Origin of the sequence: Vibrio neptunius (genome assembly GCA_019339365.1) — a bacterium.
GTDB classification, from domain to species: domain Bacteria; phylum Pseudomonadota; class Gammaproteobacteria; order Enterobacterales; family Vibrionaceae; genus Vibrio; species Vibrio neptunius.
The window spans coordinates 446,996-463,947 of the sequence record CP079860.1 but is presented as its reverse complement, the minus strand read 5'-3'; the positions used below and the strand labels follow the sequence as shown (position 1 = coordinate 463,947).

At 46.2% G+C, this 16,952-nt stretch carries 9 protein-coding genes and 3 pseudogenes; 8 read left to right on the top strand and 4 right to left on the bottom strand.

Annotated features, from left to right (window positions below; translation table 11 throughout):
- Nucleotides 1-292 precede the first annotated feature (292 nt).
- Nucleotides 293-6,325, top strand: a pseudogene (gene pulA / locus KW548_18765) (pullulanase-type alpha-1,6-glucosidase).
- Between the two features lie 664 nt (nucleotides 6,326-6,989).
- Nucleotides 6,990-7,766, top strand: coding sequence for an NADPH-dependent 7-cyano-7-deazaguanine reductase QueF (gene queF / locus KW548_18760; GenBank protein ID QXX09461.1), 777 nt, complete (start codon nucleotides 6,990-6,992; stop codon nucleotides 7,764-7,766).
- A 111-nt stretch (nucleotides 7,767-7,877) separates the two neighbouring features.
- Here queF and KW548_18755 read toward each other — a convergent pair whose 3' ends face one another.
- Together KW548_18755 and KW548_18750 are read right to left on the bottom strand one after the other, a co-directional pair.
- Nucleotides 7,878-8,678, bottom strand: coding sequence for an arylamine N-acetyltransferase (locus KW548_18755; protein ID QXX09124.1), 801 nt, complete (start codon nucleotides 8,676-8,678; stop codon nucleotides 7,878-7,880).
- Between the two features lie 85 nt (nucleotides 8,679-8,763).
- Nucleotides 8,764-9,633 (bottom strand): GyrI-like domain-containing protein, encoded by an 870-nt coding sequence (locus KW548_18750; protein ID QXX09123.1) that lies wholly within the window; start codon nucleotides 9,631-9,633, stop codon nucleotides 8,764-8,766.
- 127 nt (nucleotides 9,634-9,760) lie between these two features.
- Between KW548_18750 and KW548_18745 the strand changes: the two genes are divergently transcribed.
- The 3 genes and pseudogenes from KW548_18745 to KW548_18735 all read left to right on the top strand — a co-directional run bounded on the left by KW548_18745 (nucleotide 9,761) and on the right by KW548_18735 (nucleotide 12,540).
- Nucleotides 9,761-10,936: a PLP-dependent aminotransferase family protein gene (locus KW548_18745; protein ID QXX09122.1), complete on the top strand. Its 1,176-nt coding sequence runs from the start codon at nucleotides 9,761-9,763 to the stop codon at nucleotides 10,934-10,936.
- A 118-nt stretch (nucleotides 10,937-11,054) separates the two neighbouring features.
- Complete coding sequence (locus KW548_18740; GenBank protein ID QXX09121.1) at nucleotides 11,055-11,504, top strand: GNAT family N-acetyltransferase; 450 nt, start codon at nucleotides 11,055-11,057, stop codon at nucleotides 11,502-11,504.
- A 160-nt stretch (nucleotides 11,505-11,664) separates the two neighbouring features.
- A pseudogene (locus KW548_18735) lies at nucleotides 11,665-12,540 on the top strand (SDR family oxidoreductase).
- A 13-nt stretch (nucleotides 12,541-12,553) separates the two neighbouring features.
- Here the strand turns inward: KW548_18735 and KW548_18730 are convergent.
- Nucleotides 12,554-13,500, bottom strand: a pseudogene (locus KW548_18730) (LysR family transcriptional regulator).
- A 123-nt stretch (nucleotides 13,501-13,623) separates the two neighbouring features.
- Here KW548_18730 and KW548_18725 point away from each other — a divergent pair.
- The gene (locus KW548_18725) at nucleotides 13,624-14,310 is read left to right on the top strand and encodes a DJ-1/PfpI family protein (protein ID QXX09120.1); all 687 of its coding nucleotides are present in this window, start codon (nucleotides 13,624-13,626) and stop codon (nucleotides 14,308-14,310) included.
- A gap of 51 nt (nucleotides 14,311-14,361) precedes the next feature.
- Nucleotides 14,362-15,792 (top strand): NAD-dependent succinate-semialdehyde dehydrogenase, encoded by a 1,431-nt coding sequence (locus KW548_18720; GenBank protein ID QXX09119.1) that lies wholly within the window; start codon nucleotides 14,362-14,364, stop codon nucleotides 15,790-15,792.
- A 45-nt stretch (nucleotides 15,793-15,837) separates the two neighbouring features.
- Here KW548_18720 and KW548_18715 read toward each other — a convergent pair whose 3' ends face one another.
- Nucleotides 15,838-16,086 (bottom strand): hypothetical protein, encoded by a 249-nt coding sequence (locus tag KW548_18715; GenBank protein QXX09118.1) that lies wholly within the window; start codon nucleotides 16,084-16,086, stop codon nucleotides 15,838-15,840.
- 232 nt (nucleotides 16,087-16,318) lie between these two features.
- Between KW548_18715 and KW548_18710 the strand changes: the two genes are divergently transcribed.
- Nucleotides 16,319-16,951, top strand: a complete 633-nt coding sequence (locus tag KW548_18710) for a hypothetical protein (GenBank protein ID QXX09117.1) — start codon at nucleotides 16,319-16,321, stop codon at nucleotides 16,949-16,951.
- The last annotated feature ends 1 nt before the right edge of the window (nucleotide 16,952 follow it).

The following is a 16,952-nucleotide window of genomic DNA, read 5'->3' as shown; positions in this document are numbered from 1 at the left end:
CTTAACATTGAAACGACTTGTTGTAATCCTACAGCCGTTGATCCATTCGTTACTACAAAGTGTCAGATTTCTCACTGATTGCACATCATCAGAGTAATTTTTCGATCGTTTTAAAGGCTGTAATTGTGAGCCTGATGCTAAAATTTTTCTCCTCCCCCCGATCTACGCCTACTCAATCAGTTTTATAGGATGAGGTAATTAACTGTTTTAAAAATATAACGTTAGCTTGAGGCGATGTAATTAAACCAAAAAGTTTATCGCTCGTGGAACGTGAATATAAATGGATAAAAAAATGAACATCAAGCTAACAAAACTGAGCCTAGCTATGGCGTCGCTTGGGTTGCTGGCAGGTTGTAATGACCCGCTAGAAGTCAACGTGATGGATGGCTACATAGAAAAAGCATCTGTCTGGCTGGACGTCAACGGAAATGGTCGACAAGATCGTTATGAGCCGTCAGCCGTCACTGATAAAGACGGATATGCTGCCATTGACCTTGAAGGTCTGAATATCGAAGACCAAGACGTTTATCTTGTTGCTAAAACCCAGCGAGGCGTATCGATTGACGCTGATATTCCGGGTGTTACTGTGACAAGAGACTATACCTTGATGGCACCGAGTCATTACACTCTGGTGACGCCATTCTCGACTTACATTGCTGCGCAAATGCAGCAAGGTGTCAGCGAACGCAAAGCACTGCGTAAACTGCGTCGACAACTCAAACAGCCACACCTAGATATTGAAAGCGATTATATTGCTCAGCAAGAGGTGGTCGTCGCAAGAAGCGCGAAGGCGTTAACGCAATTACTGCCAGAAACCATTGAACATCAGGATATGGAAGCGCTGGCGGATACGTTGGAGCTGGGCAGCAAAGCATTAGGAAAAGAACTTAAACGTGGTCGTAATGAACTGCTTAACAAGACGTTAATGCTGGATGGGCGAGGTGTGCCGGTTATCGCGCAAGACAGCGATGGTGACGGCGTAGCCGATGCGATTGATCTGTTCCCAACCGATATTAAAGAGTCGGCAGATGCCGATAATGACGGAATTGGCGATCATGCGGATACGGACGATGATAATGATGGTTTCAGCGATGTTGTCGAGTTAGAACTCGCTAGCGACCCTTACTCATCGGCGAGCTTCCCCGCCGATCTGGATGGCGACAAAATCCCAGATGCGCATGATTCAGACATCGACGGTGACGGTTGGAGTAATGAAGAAGAAACTCGGTTAGGAACCGACCCTTACTCGGCATCCAGTCAACCTGCTGATCGTGATGGTGATGGCATCACTGACAGCGAAGACAGTGATATCGACGGTGATGGTGCCGATAATGGCGTGGACGCGTTCCCGGAAGATCGCTTTGAAAGTAAAGACACCAATGGCGATGGGCTAGGAGACTTTGCCTCAAGCGACGATGATGGAGATGGGATTCCAGACAGTATCGATCCAAACCCTACCAGCCCAGATAACACGTCATCCGAGCCTGCCCCTGTTTATTCTGAATCGGTCATTTACTACAAACGAGATGATGGTAACTACACGAACTGGGGACTTCACCTGTGGAATAACGCATCTTGTGACGCAGTGTCGGCTGACGCCTTAAACGGCGTGGACTGGGGCAACCCCTACGCTTGGGGAGAAATCGACCCACAATATGGTGCTAAGTATGTTGTACCACTGAAATCCAATCACGGTGCATGTATGAATTTCATCTTGCACAAAGGTGACGAAAAAGCGCTGGGCGGTGATGATCTGAAGGCTGAATTTGCTAAAGGTAATACACTGTATACGACACACGGTAGCTCAATTGTTAAATACTCACCAGATGAGCAAGTTGTGGTGAAACTTGACGGTGCAGCAGCTCACTGGCTCGATGTTAATTCCATTGCTTGGTTTGATCATAGTGAAGCAGCCAGTTACCAAATCTGGAGTCGTGCTGCGGGTAACGGTGATATCAACCAGCCAGAACAGTTTATCAAGTACGACATTTCATTTGCTGGCAATGTTAATAATCCTGACTTCCCACACCTGAAAGATCGTGTCGGTTTCTATCTGGATGTTGATACTGAGACGGCTAAAGCGCTGTTGAAAACACAGCTAATTGCAGTGGCACTCGATGATGTAGGCAAACCGTTGGTCGCAACTCGTGTCCAGATTCCGGGCGCTGTAGACACGCTTTACACCGCAGGACCAAATGATGCGGATGAAGCTAAATTGGGTAGCTGGATGGAAGGCGATAGTGCGAACTTTGCGCTTTGGGCGCCAACCGCTCAAGATGTTGAACTGTATTTGTACGATCAGGATAAAGCACTAATCGCACAGTCGCCATTCAGTTTGACTCTGGATGCTGCAACTGGCATCTGGCGTTACCAAGGCGATGCTTCACTGAAGAATGTGTTCTATCGTTACCGTGTGAAGGCCTATCATCCGAAAACCGACCACGTTGAGTGGATGATGACCACTGACCCTTACTCTCTCTCTTTGAGCACGTCCAGTCTGCACTCTCAACTGGTAGACCTCACAGATGATGAAACCAAGCCGGCAGGTTGGGACAGTCAATCGATTCCAGAGCTGGAAAATCCCGAAGATCACATCATCTATGAGCTGCATGTGCGTGACTTTAGTATCAGCGACACACAAGGTACGCCAGCAAACAACGGTAAGTACCTGGCCTTCTTAGAAGAGGAACGCGACAGTGTTAAGCAGTTGAAATCGTTAAAAGAAGCTGGCCTGACAACGATCCATCTTCTACCAACTTACGATTTGGCTTCCATCCCTGAAGATCCGGCGAAGACGGTGAATCTGACCGATACCGTCGAAAAACTTTGTGGTATCAATTCTGATGCCAAGCTGTGTAGCGATGGTACTTCACGCGCTGCAACCATTCTGTCTTTGCTAGAACAAACGGATCCTAACAGCGGCGAAGCGCAGGCATTGCTCGCAGATGTTCGCCCACTGGATGGATTCAATTGGGGTTATGACCCATTCCACTACAACGCACCAGAAGGCAGCTACGCTGTTGCAACCGATGGCATTGCGCGTATTCGTGAGTACCGTCAGATGGTGCAGAAGCTTCATGATATGGGCTTCAGAGTGGTGCAGGATGTTGTCTACAACCACACCTACTCCTCAGGTTTGTATGACAAATCTGTGCTCGATAAAGCTGTACCGGGCTACTACCATCGCCTGAACCCGATCACAGGTGCTGTCGAGAACTCAACCTGTTGTGATAACACTGCGTCTGAGAACCGCATGTTTGAGAAACTGGTGGCGGACAGTGTAGTGATGTGGGCTCAGGACTATAAGATCGATGGCTTCCGCTTCGATTTGATGGGACACCTGATGAAGTCGAGCATGCTGCATGTGTATGAGAAAACCAAGTTAGTAGATGAAGATACTTGGTTCTATGGTGAAGGTTGGAACTTTGGTGAAGTTGCTGATGGTCAACGTGGTGAAAACGCAACCCAATGGCCGATGGCGGGTACAGGCATAGGGACTTACAACGATCGTCTACGTGATGGCGTACGCGGTGGTGGTCCATTCGATAGTGGTGATGCCCTGCTTGAAAATCCGGGTTTTGCTAATGCGGGTAGCCGATTCAATGATGATCTGAAATCGAAGATGGATCTTATCCGTTACGGTATGACAGGTAATCTGCAAAACTACCCGTTAGAAACGTACAGCGGTGCCACTGTGTACGGTCGTGACTTCCAGTACGGAGGGCAGGGTGCGGCTTATACGCTCGATCCTCAGGAATCCATTAACTACGTTTCAAAGCATGACAACCAAACGTTGTGGGATTTCAACCAGTACAAAGCTGATGCCAGCGCTACGCCAGCAGACCGTGCGCGTATGCAGATCGTAGGTCTATCAACCGTAATGCTCGGACAAGGTGTGCCATTCTTGCACATGGGGTCTGAATTGCTACGCTCTAAATCCATGGAACGCGATAGCTACGACAGTGGTGATTGGTACAACAAAGTCGATTTTAGTAAGCAGACGAATAACTGGAACATTGGTCTGCCACGTGCTGATAAAGATCAGGCTAACTGGAGTGCTATCCAATCAATCATTAGCAACCCGAATACCGTGGCAACTCCGGAGCATATTGCTTGGACAGACAAGGTCTTCAAGGAACTGCTGAAGATTCGTTCCGGCACACCCTTGCTTCGTTTAGTGAGTGAAGAGCAAGTCTTGAAGCGCGTACGTTTCCATAATACTGGGCCGTCGACATTACCGGGCATGATTGTGATGTCAGTGAATGATGGGGTGAGTGCAGGCGCAGACCTTGATAGCAATTTCGACTCAATTGTTGTTGCGATTAATGCCAATACTTCAGCACAAACCATTCAGATTGCTGGAGCACAAAGCTTTGAGTTGCATCCGGTGTTGAAAGCCTCGTCTGATTCAGTCGTTAAGCAGGCGAAGTTTGAAGACGGCGCTTTCACTATTCCACCATTAACTGCGACTGTCTTTGTCCAGACACAAAATGGTGCGCAAGGAGAAGGGCTGAATATTGATAGTAAGCCAGTTGATGTCGCGCCTTACGGTTCTACCAAATTATACGTTCGTGGCTCAATGAATGGCTGGAGTACCAGTGATGAAATGGCCTATCAGGGTGACGGTGTGTACGCCTTTGAAGGCTATCTCACTCCGGGAGAGTATGAGTTCAAACTGGCATCTTCTGACTGGAGTACGATCAATCTTGGTTTTGGTGGCTTTTCAACTGGCAACGGTTCTGTAACGCTTGAAAATGCAGGAAATGGCAATATCAAGCTGACAGTGACCGAGCAAGGCGTATACAAGTTTTCGTTAGACGCTTCAGAGCAATCTGCGTTGGTAGTGTCTGTCATAGATACAAACCTTGACTATGCCTGCTATCAGGATGACAGCAAAGCTTGTGATCTGAGGATCTATCAGGTGATGGTGGAGTCATTTGTGGATGGAGACTCAGACCATAACTACGGTGTGGGTTACGGCAATTCTCACCACAATGGAGACCTTCAGGGTGTTATTGATAGTCTTGACTACATTGCGAGCTTAAACGTGAACGCATTGTGGCTCACACCTGTGTTTGATTCTTGCGCGGGTCAGGCTGGTGATGATCGCCTTGACGCCACCGGCTATTTTGCTTGTGACTACTTCAATGTCGATCCTAAATTTGGCACGAACGAAAAGTTGAAAGCACTGGTTGATGCTGCTCATGCTAAAGGTCTATACGTGCTTTTAGATGGGGTGTTCGGTCATACTAACCTTACTGGTGTGAAACCTTCCCCAACGGGTAAGCTACCAAGTCTGAGAGGGGAAGAGGGTTACCCGGGTATGTATGTGAATTACCCAGATGCAGCGAGTGAAGCCTTCTTCACAGAGGTGGCAACTTATTGGGTGAAAGAGTTTGGTATTGACGGCTGGCGTCTCGACCAATCTTATCAGCTTCCACTTGAGGCATGGCGCAACATTCGAGCTGCAGTAGAGCAAGCCTCATTGGATAATAAGAATGCGGGTAAGCAATGGGGAACATTGGGCTACATGGTCGGTGAAGTCTGGAAAGGTGCCGATGAGATTACAGCAACAACCTATGGCAGTGACTCACAACCGGGCCTTTCGTCGGCGTTCAACTTCCCGTTACGTTACGGTTTAGTTCAAGCTCTGGCGGTTGAAGAATCGGGGGCGAGCAACAATGCCCGTGTTTTGGATGCAGAGTGGAACAGCCGTGCCAAATCGCCTTACCATGCGATGCCAAACTTAATGCTTGGTAACCATGACTTGGTGCGCTTCGGTGACCTGATTCAGCGTGGCAATCTTGGTGAAGCCGTCAAGCGACACAAAGCCGCGTTTAGCTTTCTAGCGGCTTACTCTGGACCAATCACCCTTTACTATGGCGAAGAGATTGGCGACGAAGTCGCTCACTTCTCGGATAAGGTCACATCAGATTGTGCTTCTCAGGGGCTGTGCGATGATCACGTCGCCCGCTCAAGCGCGAAAGTGCAGGGTGTGACTGGGGTGACGCTGACTGCTGAGCAGCAAGATGTGAAAAACTATCTGACTCAAATTATGCAGGTTCGTAGTGAACATCCGGCGCTTTATGCGGGTGAACGACGCAACTTATGGTTGGATGACAACTTGTATGCTGACCTGAAAGTGAATGGTGACGAGCAGATCATTTACGTACTCAACACATCAACAACGGAACAAACACTCAATGTTGACTTAGTAAGAGTCAAATCGACAGGCGAATTTGAAGACTTGATGAGTGGTGAGCTGATTAATGTTCAGGCAACATCTGGTGCCGTTTCTGTTCCAGCTCTGACAGGGCGACTTCTTTTTAATCAAATAGTCGTTTGTTACAACAGGTCGACTGAAACGAAAAAGGCTCTCCTATGTGGAGAGCCTTTTGTTTTTGGAACCCATCACCTGTTGTAACTGCAGGTAAGCACATCACCAGTTGGTGTTTGAGGCATGAGCGAGTCAAACGCTTTTTCATTGGCAACACGCTGCGTGAACTAACTGTTGCCAATAGGTGGTTTCTTGAAGTCAAGACGCGATGCCTTCGTTACTGATAATCACAGTTCAAACATAAAAACAGATGCATCAGATAGGGTGCGTGTGTATATTTGAGTGCATTGATATTCTACAGGTGGCATTGTATTTTTGGTGTTGGTTTGGTTTTCTGGCCCGCACAAAGGTGAAAAGCAATAATGAGTAACTGGACACACTTTAGAGGCAACATAGTGTTTTTCCCGATAGAAGACGAAATCAGGTTGGAAAATCAGTATGATGCGTTCCATTGTTGCATTCTTTTATACACCACCAAGTAACCGGCTTTCCGCTGTTTTTCTCAGTTAGACTGTCTCAAGATCTGCTAGGCAATATGTAGTGTCAGCCCCATTTATTTCGCAAGGAAACTGTTTTCCCGCTTCATCAACGTCAAGGAATTAAATAATAATGACCACCTATGATAAGAACCTAGGTAAAAAAAAGCGAGTATATCTCTCAGTATCAACCAGAATTACTCGATCCTATCCCAAGACAAAGAGGCAGAAATGAGATTAAAGATCTTAAGGTCGCCACTCATGCTGGGTTTGACTTATGGACGGCCTTTGAAGTGTCATGGTTAAACAACAAAGGAAAGCCCATTGTCGCAATTGCAGAGTTTATTATTCCTCATACGTCCAACAACTTGATTGAATCGAAGTCATTCAAATTGTATTTAAATAGCTTCAATCAAACCTGTTTTGAATCGCAAGATATCGTTATTGAGACAATGCAGTCCGACTTAACTAATGCTGCCGGAGCTGAAGTGACGGTCTCGTTTATGGAGGTAGATGAACCACAACAAACGTCTATAAATAAGCAATTTGATTGTATTGATGGTTTGGATATCACCGTAGACTCGTTTGAGTATGATGCGGATGCGCTATGCGGAAGCACAGTGGATGAATATGTCTCTGAATCTTTATGTTCTCATCTCTTGAAATCGAACTGTTTGGTGACGAATCAGCCAGACTGGGGAAGCGTATACATTCGTTATACTGGAGCCAAAATTAATCACGAAAGTCTTCTTAAGTATCTCATCTCATTTCGCGAACATAATGAGTTTCATGAGCAATGTGTCGAACGCATCTATTCTGATATTAAACGATGCTGTGCTCCTGAAAAGCTGACAGTTTTTGCTCGATATACGCGACGTGGCGGCCTTGATATCAACCCTTATCGTAGTGACTTTGAAAATGAAATTTGCTCTGGTCGAAACCCGAGACAGTAACCAAAGACGCCACACAAAAAGTTAGGCTGAAAGGGGGAGCCCAATTCAGCCTAACTCTTAGGTCCGCTTTCCAGAGCAGGTGTCTTGTTTATATCTGCTCTGCCGACTCTGTTACATATCCTTGTTGAGTGGTATGAAATCGTCAAAGTTTGCGTCCAGCTCAATGCCAAACATTTGTTTTAAAACCATCAGATAACTCTCATCTTCAGCGATCTCTTTTTCCTCAATATGTCCGTTCGACTTAATCTTTAGCGTGCTATTAAGCAGCGTGATAATGCCGTCGTCTGTGGTGATTGTTGCTAGCCGTTTTTGCAAAAAGCTTGAGTCAGGGCAAGTTGACATATAGAAATTACCATAAGCAATATCGCTAGCGCAGACATGAGTAAAATCAAGGCTATAAAGATCAATCCATTCATCGTCTATTTTTGCCTGAAGCATAGCGCCGTATAGGGAGTGTTGTTCGAACCGCAAGGTTTGTAAGTCTGTGGGGATTTCCCTATCAAAAACAACAGGTATCGGTGTTCGTGGAGTATGCGACCCAAATCCAACGTCCACAATCCACTCCTGTCCGTCAAGCACGACCAGTGATACCAGATGGCTCCGGCCTGAAGGCTCTGGTCCAAGGTGGACTCGACCAAGCAAGGGTGTTGCGTCAAAGCCTAAACTTTTCAGAGCATTGAGTAGCAAGGCATTGACTTCAAAACAATAGCCACCACGTTCACGTAGAACCAGTTTCTCGAACAAAGCGTCGTCAGACAAATTGATAGTACGACGAAGCGCTACATCAAAGTTTTCAAAAGGAATTCTGCGATGTTGCGCTCGGTGGAGGACAGTAAGGTCTTCGATGGTGGTTTGGGGTATGTATGAGAGCCCGATCTTAGCCAGATATTGGTTTAGCCTACTTGAGTCCATTAAACAGCTCCGTTGTTAATGAGAAATGACACGGTAACAGAAGTGGTTTAAACAATTCAATCTGAGCCTTGATGATTAGGATTGCCTAATAAAAACTGATAGGCAGGTAAAAATCGAGTTCAAAGTGTTCATCTTCATGCAGGAAGTGGTTCCTGTGATAGTGAACATAGGCTGGCGTTGGTCCCAGCTTAAAGCCGGATTCAGGCAACCATTGTTCATGAACCTTGCTGATTTGAGGAAGCAGCTCTCCATACACTCCGGTGAGGCGAAATACCGCATGTAGTCCACCCGGTATCACTAACTGATTAACAATACCGCGAACCTTGATCTGTGTATCTATCTCGATACAGGCTACGTAGCGACAGTTATCTAGCTCAACCAACGCGGGGTTTGAGTGATGCAAACCGTATTGACGTGATGTATCACGCCCCTCGCTGCCTGCCCACGAAGTTAAGACTCGCCAAGCATTTTTTACCGTTCGGCTATAACCTACGTGGCGAATATAGGCGGCTAGACGATCGGGGGTTTCGATGATTTTAGGTTCGGGAAGGGATTTTTTGGCGACGCGGTGATAGCCTGCGGCGATTTCAGGATCTTTGAGATAGGGTTTGTCGATGTTTTGTTGCTCGTGCTTTCGCCACTCTCCGGGAGAGACGCTGAAAGTGGATTTAAATGCTCGGCTGAAAGAAGAAACAGAGTGAAAGCCGCATTTGTTGGCGATGTCCAATACCGAAGAATTCGGTTCAAACATCAATTGGTTGGCGGCATACTCCATTCGTGTTCGGCGGATATATTGGTGGATAGATTCTCCGACCACCTGTTTAAAAACGCGATGAAAGTGTTGCTCAGAGTAGGCGGCAATATCCGCTAATTCCTTGGCTGGTAGGGGTTTGCTGATGTCTTTATGAATGTGATAAAGCACGTCATTGATTCGGAATATGTGTTGTCGACTCATAAAGAAAAATAGCATAAATGGACATGTTGAACAGCATAAACGGACATCCTATTTTCATCAATGGGTTATACACTTCATTAACGTCTTTTCGACGATAAAAATTCTAAAATTACACTCAGGAACTGTTATGGAAATCGCTCGCTCCCTGCAACAAATCTCGTCGTCTTATATTCGTGAAATTCTCGCTGCCGCATCGGATAAAAATGTTATCTCGCTCGCGGGTGGCTTACCAGACGAAAGCACATTTCCAATTGAATTAATGAAGCCGACACTAGAAAGCCTTTCATCGATGCCGGAAGTTTTCCAGTACGGAGCAACCGCGGGCTACGCGCCACTTCTAGAGTTCTTGGCAGAATACTTTGACCTGCCAGAGACACACACCGCAATGGCGTGTACAGGATCTCAGCAAGGGCTAGATCTGATTGCTCGTGCCTATGTCAACCCGGGTGATAAAGTGGTTATGGAAGCGCCAAGCTATCTTGGCGCGATGCAGGTATTTGGTTTGGTGCAGGCGGATATTGTCACCGTCCCTCAGACTGAAACGGGTCCCGATTTGCATGCGCTTGAGAAGAGTTTCGCTGAACAGTCACCTAAGATGTTCTATGCTGTGCCAGACTTCCACAACCCAACCGGTGTTTGTTGGACGTTGGAAACGCGTCAGAAGGTTGGTGCATTGTGTGAGCAATACAATGTTGTGCTGATTGAAGATGCCCCTTACCGTGAGTTGAGATTCTCAGGTCAGGCGATTCCACTGGTCTCAGATTTCTGCCCACAACATTCTATTGTGTTGCGTTCATTCTCAAAGATCGCCTCTCCAGGTCTTCGTGTTGGCATTGTTAGTGGCAAAAGTGAATATCTTGAACCGCTTATCAAAATCAAGCAAGGAGCGGACTTACATTCAAGTGTCCCTATGCAGGCATTGCTGCTGGGCTTATTACAACATCAAGGCTTTGAAGCGCATATTGGTATGGTCAGAGACCTGTACCAATCCCGCTATGAGAAGTTGTTTGCAGAGCTACAAAAGCAACTACCGGTCGGTTGTGAAGTGAAGCCTGTTGAAGGTGGCATGTTTATCTGGGTGACGTTACCATCATGCGACACGTTTGCACTGGCAAAAGCTTTACTAGCAAATGGCGTGGCAGTTGTGCCCAGCCCTGTATTCTATCCAAATGCAGATGAGGCAAAGCCTGCGCTAAGACTTAACTACACCAATGCCTCGCCAGAGGAGCTGACGGTAGCTGTTGAGCGTTTGGTTAAAGGATTAAGAGCGTCGATCAGCGAACCTGAACTCGAAAACGTGTAATGCAAACAAATAAGTCGCCACTCACTGAGTGAAGATAATATATAAAAGACCTATTCATTAGGTCTTTTATTTTATCCATTCTTTGTAAGAAAACACATGTTTAATGTAAGGAGAAGGTATGAATGTGCAGCTTAAAGTCGGTAATGATGCCTTATTCGCAGAATACTTAACTAAGACAAATATGGCACCTTATTATCAAACTCGTGGGATCATCTGGGATCACCATCAATTTCTCAACAGTTGGCAAGAGTTAGACAATTATGAGGTTCACTTAGATAATACCCGTGTCGGAGTGCTGCGTTTTAGCTATGCTGATGGCGTCACTTTCCTACGAGATCTGCAACTTTTACCTGAGTATCAAGGAAAAGGAATTGGAGCCAAGTGCCTTGACCTAGCGGCTGTACACGCACTCAACGTTCAATCGACTAAGCTCGTTTTACGTGTGTTTAGTGAGAATCCTGCGATCAATTTGTATCAGTCCAAAGGCTTTATTCGATCATCTGAAGCCAATGGGTTGGTTGAAATGACGTTTCCGCTAGGGGTGAATAAACAACATGATTGTGGCTAAAAGAGCGTTAATACTCTTGTTCTGCTTGTTTTTTCTCCAGTTGGTCTTGAGTGGATATCGCCCACTTTTAAGATGAGCGAGGTCTCTCTCATGGCGTGAGAGAATAGCCGCAGTATGGAATACTAGCTGAGTATGAAGCTTTAAAGGTAAGGAAACTATCATGACATCATCGAGTAAGGTTTTAGTGGTGGGATCGACGGGATACTTAGGCCTGTATGTCGTCAAGCAACTGCAAGAACGTGGTCAAGACTTTGTTGCGTTGGCTCGCAATACACAAAAGCTGCTAGAGATCGGCGTTAGTGAATCTCAGATTATTGAGGCAGAAGTGACCGACCAGCATCAGCTTAAAGGTATTTGTGATCGTGTTGACGTTGTGATTTCTTGCTTGGGTATTACTCGTCAAAAAGATGGTTTGAAGTATGAGGATATCGACTATCAAGCCAATCTCAACGTCTTGCTTGAGGCGGAAAACGCAGGTGTCGAGAAATTTATCTATATTTCAGCGTTCAATGCAGCAAAATATTCTAGTGTTCGTCTGCTCAGTGCTAAGGAAAGGTTTGCTTCTCGTTTACTCAGCTCAGAGAGGTTAAAGCCATGCGTTATTCGACCAAATGGCTTCTTCTCAGATTTGGCCGAAATCTACCACATGGCAACTAAAGGTAGTGTGTACCTGTTTGGTTCTTCAGCAAAGAAATTAAACCCAATTCATGGTGAAGATCTCGCGACATTTTGTATTGAAGCCATCCAGTCGAATGTGAAAGAACTGGACGTAGGAGGCCCTGAAGTATTAACCACTATTCAGATCGCACAGTTTGCTTTTTGAAGCACAGAATAAAGATGTGAATATTGTCCGATTGCCTGACTACCTGAGGCGTTTAACCTTACTTGTAATGCAAAACCTACCCGAAAAATGGGGGGAGCGGCTGAATTTTTCTTGACGGTTATGGGCAAGGATTCAATTGCTCCAGTTTATGGACGGCATAAAATTAGGGATTATTATTCAGAATTGTTTACAGCGGCACATAAGCCAAAATGACAAGGCGCTTATATTATCTGGGCAGTTTAATCTCTAGCTGTTTGGCCCAAGTATGCCGTGGAGTCTCACCTTGGGATTGTATTGATTTCACCACAAAGTCGACGAAGAGCTTCACTCGCAACGGCATGTATTCACGTTGATGGTAAAGAATATAAACGCCTTCGTTTGGTGGACGAAAGCTGGGGAAAATAGGGATTAATTGTTCGCTTTTAAGCCAGTCCCGAGCGATGAAGTGAGGGATCTGTGTTAGCCCTAGTCCCTGAGCACAGAGTTCTGCCATTGATTCACCATCATTGACGACAATGTTTTGGGCTGTTTCGATTGAATGAATAGGTTCAGTGGAAGCGAGTTTTAGCCCGAGTAATCTTCCTGTTTGTCTAAAGCGAAAGCGTATCCAGGTATGGTGGTGAAAATCCTGAGGTCCTTTTGGCACCCCGTGTTGTTTGAGGTATTCTTTGCTTGCACAAATCAAGTAATCGATAGGACTCAGTTGGCGAGCGATCAACTGCCGGTCTTGCACAACTCCCGACCTAATTGACACATCGACACCCTGATCAACCATGTTGATATAGGAATCATCGTAGCAGATGTCCAAGTCAATATTTGGATATTGGTAACGAAACTCTTTTAACAACGGCTGAATATAACGGCGGCCATAAGAGACGGGTAAATTGAGTTTCAATGTACCTGATGGTGAGCTGTTAGCCTGTTTTAGATCTTTTTCGCATGTAATGAGTTCATCGAGCACGTGCCTTGCGGTTTGTTCGTACTGCTGTCCCGCGAGGGTTAAGTTGAGTTGGCGTGTAGAGCGAAGAAACAACTGTATTCCAAGATCAGACTCTAACCTGTTCACGGCTTTACTCACGGTCGATGGGTCTGTGCCATATTTTTCGCCGTTGCCGCGAAACTGCCTGTGTCTAAAGTCGTGATGAAAAAGCGCAATGCGCGTAGTTTATCCACTTCAACTCCATCATTTAGTCGTGAATATAATTCACTATAGATAGGTTAACATGTCACTTCAATCATTAAAGATGCTCGCTAAGATAGTGATGACTATTTTGATTCACATAATGGGGATAAATAATGATATTTGATAAATTCAACGTCCGTATGACGATGCTATCTACGCTTCTTTTGCTCTCAATGGTATTTGGGCCAACCGTATCGGCAGCGGATAAGACTATCGGCGTATTAGTCTATGATGGTGTATTGACATCAGATGTCACCGCACCTCTAGAAGTATTTGGCGTTGCGAACCGATTAACATGGTTCAGTGATTATGATGTGGTGACAATTTCAGTTACGGATACAATGACGGTGACGACAGAAGAAGGATTACAGTTGGGAGTGGATACTTGGATTGGTGATTCCCCTAAGCTTGATGCTTTAATACTTACGTCCAGTTACGATATGGATCCATTGGTCAATAACAAAGCTTTGATCCGCTATATTTCCTCAACAGCCAAAACTGCAGAGTGGATGGCAAGCAATTGTTCTGGTGCTTATCTATTAGCTGAAGCAGGTGTGTTAAATGGTAAACAAGCGACGACATGGGCAGGAGGTGAGCGTGATTTTCAACGTGACTACCCGAAAGTTGAGGTACTGACAGACAAAAACTATGTTGTCGATGGTAACGTACTTACATCCAATGGCAGCCTGGTTAGTTATCAGGCTGCGTTAAAGCTTCTACATTTAATGAGTTCCCAATCTAAAGCGCAAGAGGTTGCGGATACCCTACAATACTCACGCTTCTCAAATCAGACTTTTTAGGAGTGCCGTGTGGTTTAACAACCACAATCGACGAAGAACAAGGTAATCACAATGCAGCAAATAGGTAATCAGAGTTTAATGTCTTTTATGGTCTCGGATCAGGACAGAAGTGTTGCGGTTTATAACCCCGCGACACAAGAGCTGCTGGGTTATGCTCCGATTTCCACTCAGGAGGAAATCGAACAGGGAATCGTTCGGGCCAATCATGCTCAGAAAGAGTGGGCCAAACTGACGGGGAAGCAGCGAGCTGTCATCCTCCAAGGTTGGTTTCGACTACTGGTTGAAAACCAAGATGACCTCAGTCGTTTGATGACCCTAGAACAAGGTAAGCCACTAGCGGAAGCGAAAGGTGAGGTGCTCTATGGTGCGAGCTTTGTTGAGTGGTTCGCTGAAGAAGCAAAACGCACTTATGGTGAAACCATTCCGGCTCCAACGCCTGACAAGCGTATGGTGACTATTAAGCAGCCAGTCGGTGTCGCGAGTGCGATTACGCCGTGGAACTTTCCGATAGCGATGATTACTCGCAAAGCCGCTCCCGCGCTTGCTGCAGGTTGTAGCTTTGTGGTGAAACCCGCAGAACTGACGCCGCTATCTGCGTTTGCAGTTGTGGAACTTGCCTATCAGGCGGGTATTCCTCGCGATGTTTTGCAAGTGGTCTTAGGCGAGAGTGCGCCAGAAGTTGGGGCGCTGTTTACCTCTCATCCACTGATTCGCAAGCTGTCTTTTACGGGGTCAACTCGCGTCGGCAGTCTCTTGATGCAGCAGAGTGCCCACGATATTAAACGCACTTCAATGGAGTTGGGCGGTAACGCCCCGTTCATCGTATTTGATGACGCGGACATAGAGGCTGCGGTTGCCGGAGCCGTCGCTTCTAAATTCCGTAATGCAGGCCAGACGTGCGTATGTGCTAATCGTTTTTACGTTCATCGCAATGTATACGACGAATTTGTGGCTAAATTTGATGAAGCGGTAAAACAGCTCAAACTTGGGAACGGCTTGGAAGAAGGCGTCAATATTGGGCCTGTGATTAGCCAAGTCGCCAAAGAGGGCATTGAGTGTTTAATTCAAGGGGCGATTGAACAAGGGGCTCAGCCTGTTTCACCTATAGTGCCTCAATCTGGACAGTTTATTGCTCCGGTTATCCTAAAGAACGTGACTCAAGAAATGGATATTGTCTCCAAAGAGATTTTTGGCCCTGTGGCACCAGTCTTGGCGTTCGAGAGCGATGAAGAGTTGATTGAGATGGCCAACGACACCATCTATGGTCTGGCCGCTTACTTCTACAGTGATAACATTCGTCGTATCTGGAAGGTAGCTGAAGCGCTTGAATACGGAATGGTTGGGATTAATGATGGGATTATCTCATCAGAAGTCGCGCCTTTTGGTGGCGTTAAACAATCTGGTATTGGCCGCGAAGGGGCCAAGCAAGGTATTGATGAGTATATGGATGTGAAATATCTGTGCTTTGGCGGCCTGAGTTAACTGCTTAAGCATCTGAATTAAAATAGCCCGCAATTGCGGGCTATTTTAATGGCTTTTCTTCGGTCCGTTGCGGACTAAATCCTGACCTGTTTTGAAGATTTCGTCGGTCACCCAGCGAGCTAGCAGCAGTTGATGATTATCATCCAGTACTGCCACAAAGTGGCGACCATCAGCATTGTTTGTCGCAAGTGCGATACCCGCAACGCCTTCTAAACCAAAACTGCCGCTTTCTACAGCGAGGAGAAAAGCTTCAAGCTCTTCCAGACTATCAATGATGCGATCATCGCTAAACATAATTTCTTCTCTCTCGTCACATTGAATTTCAATGCGATAACTAATCATGGCGCTACTTTAACGATCATAGCCGTTGATTTCCAGATAAGCCGCAGAAGCTGAACAAAATCTCACCATTCACGCTCTGTTTTTACCATTCACGTCTTCCAAACACCGTTCGTCGCATACCCAAGCAGCCTTGCTCATCGCTGATTAACCTTTGAACATCAGCTAAGAAGAAGGAACGACAAAAATGAAACTGACGCATCAATTAGGTCTGTGTTTACTGGTTAGCGCTCAAGTGGTCGCAGCGCCAAGCGACAAGCTAATAGAGCAATACAATCAAGCCGCTCAAGGCGATGAAGATAAGGTTGAATCCGTTTATCAGCAGCTGCAAGGTCAGATCGAAAGACAAGGCGGTGATGCTCTGACATTGGTCTATTTCGGTAGCACACAAACTTTGAAGGGACGCGATGCTTTTCTTCCTTGGAACAAGATGAAATACGTCGAGCAAGGGCTCGGTACGATTGCTAAAGGGTTGGATATGCTATCGGATGGTACAACCCCCGTTCCGTTGCAAGAGATTCGTCAGGGGCTACCTGAGTCACTCTTGGCAAGAGCGGTCGCGGCGGCGACTTATACGTCACTACCCGACATGTTTAATCATTTCGAACGCGGTTATGAACTGTATTCGGGGCTTCTCTCTGAACAGGCTTTTACGTCTCAATCCTTTGATGCGATTGCCTGGGTTTACATCTACGCCATTCAGGCCGCCATACGTGCAGAAGACAACATACAGGCACAAAAATGGGCACAGGAAATGTCAACGCTCAATGGCCAACATCCGATGACGTTACAAGCGATAGCCATGGTAAATAACGCCTAGG